The organism is Enterococcus sp. BSD2780061688st2 D3 (genome assembly GCF_005844145.1).
Taxonomy (GTDB): Bacteria; Bacillota; Bacilli; order Lactobacillales; family Enterococcaceae; genus Enterococcus_B; species Enterococcus_B durans.
The window spans coordinates 1-2,179 of the sequence record NZ_SPHN01000054.1; the positions used below are offsets into that span (position 1 = coordinate 1).

Genomic DNA, 2,179 nt, shown 5'->3' on the forward strand with positions numbered 1-2,179 from the left:
TGTGAATTTCGGCTTATTTAAGAAGGAGTTGCTTCTGCTCCCACCGTTTATTCGTTTTTAAAGAGTGGGACAAAAGTGTTTCTTACTTTTGTCCCATGCTCACTTTCTCATTTTTAACCATTCAGTACAAAATTAAAGAGTCTTTTAAAAGACTCTTTTAAAAGACTCTTTAATAAAGCAAATAATTATGGTCAAAAGTGATATCTAAATCATAATTACCGATTCTTTCCTCGATCTGGACACGGAGTACCCGTTCCAATTCTTCATCAGAAAAGTTGAACTTCTCAGGTACCACTACATCGAACTGTAATTCCTTTCCATTACGGATCATACGAAGATCGTGGAGTTTCAAGCCTTCTCCAGTTTCCTTGATGATCTTTTTAAGAACTTTTAGTATTTCTCGATAATTTTCATTGTTCACCGGTACTGGATCAAGGTGGCAAACCAATTCTACATCTAAAGTCTTTTTAAAGTCTTTTTCGATGATATCCATGATTTTATGGGCTTGGTTCAAATCAAGACTGTCATCTACCTCGATATGGACAGAAGCAAATTTTTTACTTGGTCCATAATTATGAACAAGGAGATCATGGAACCCTAAGATGTTCTCATAGGATAATAGCAGTTTTTCCATCGCTAAAATTTCTTCTTTTGTTGGTCGACTTCCTAATAATTCATAAACAAAGTCACGAAGCATCATGATACCACTTAACAAGATATACCCTGCCAAAGCAAACCCAACATACCCATCGATTCGCCAGCCCATCAACCATTCGATCCCTGCCGAAAGCAAAACTGCTAATGTTGTATAAACATCGTTGTAGCTGTCTTTAGCTGTTGCACGTAAGGTTTCTGAATCGATGGATTGCGCGATCGTTACATACATTCGTCCTTGGACAAATTTTAAAATGATGGAAAAGAGTAACACTATAAAAATAATCGGAGAAAGTGTAAGACTTTCTGGATGGATGATTTTTCCAATCGAGGTCTCTAAAAATTGAAACCCGACATACGTGATAATGATCGAAACAAACAAACCGCTGATATATTCAAACCGCTCATGACCATAAGGATGCTCTGGATCTGCCGGTTTTGCCGCAATCTTAAAACCCACTAAGGTTAAAATCGACGAAGCGGTGTCTGACAAACTGTTGATAGCATCTGCCATGATCGAGACACTTCCAGAAAAGAGGCCAATCGTTAACTTTGAAATAAATAAGATCAGATTGGAGAGCAAGCCTAAAACGCCAGCTAAGATCCCTTTTTTTGTTCGTTCCGCAGATGTTATTTTCTTCTTTTTTGTCACTTTTTTACCCTTTCTCTCGTTATTCTGGTTTAAGGGGTGTTGCTGAAAATAGTGCTTTTGCAATCAACGGGGTGATTACACCTGCACCAATTGCTTCTGGAATACCATTGATTGCAGCGATTCCTGCTAATGTTTTGAATAGCAAAGAAGAATCGACTCCATACGCTTCTGCAGTAGCCCCCGTATAAAACAATCCCATAAATCCTAAAACTAACACTGTGTTTACCAGTGAACCCAATACGCCAGCAACTGCCGAACCAACAACTATTGAGTGATATCGTCGATAGATCCAGTGAAAAACAAGACCTGCCACTAGACCTACTAAAACACGAGGAACAACAGAGATGATCGGATTCGTAAAGACAAGTGTATCAAATGGAGTCGTTGGCATTGCATATGCGCGAATGATTGTTGCTATCCCCCAAAACAAGCCAATAACCATCCCGTCTTTTGGTCCTAAAACAACGGCTGCTACAATTACTGTGATATGGATGATCGTCAAGCTTATAAAACCTAGTGGAATGAACCCTAACCACGGTACCATTGCTTGAACAATGATGATTGCTAATAAAATCGCACGAATGACCAAACGAAATGTTTTATTTTTAGTATTCATCTGTTTCCCTCCTTATTTTCTTTATCCTAATCGTAAAAGGTTTTGCTTATTTGTCAACTAATTGGTTACAAATCAGCACAAAACAAGAAAGAGGTTGGGACAGAAGTGTTTAACTCCGAGAAATAAGAAGAAATCAACGAAAATTGCTTTTTAAATTTTTGTGAATTTCAGCTTATTTAAGAAGGAGTTGCTTCTGCTCCCACCGTTTATTCGTTTTTAAAGAGTGGGACAAAAGTGTTTCTTACTTTTGTCCCACT

The 2,179-nt window shown here is 38.0% G+C and carries 2 protein-coding genes; both read right to left on the reverse strand.

The genetic code is table 11. From position 1 onward, the window contains the following. Nucleotides 1-169: 169 nt before the first annotated feature. A complete protein-coding gene (locus FGQ66_RS14950) occupies nucleotides 170-1,306 on the reverse strand; it encodes a cation diffusion facilitator family transporter (protein ID WP_081133522.1) in 1,137 nt (378 codons plus the stop codon). 19 nt (nucleotides 1,307-1,325) lie between these two features. Further along, a complete protein-coding gene (locus tag FGQ66_RS14955; protein ID WP_095443847.1) occupies nucleotides 1,326-1,922 on the reverse strand; it encodes an ECF transporter S component in 597 nt (198 codons plus the stop codon). Nucleotides 1,923-2,179: the final 257 nt, after the last annotated feature.

Bases quoted from the DNA above. Each gene is read 5' to 3' on its own strand.
- FGQ66_RS14955 (WP_095443847.1), bottom strand. From the start codon at position 1,922: ATGAATACTAAAAATAAAACATTTCGTTTGGTCATTCGTGCGATTTTA.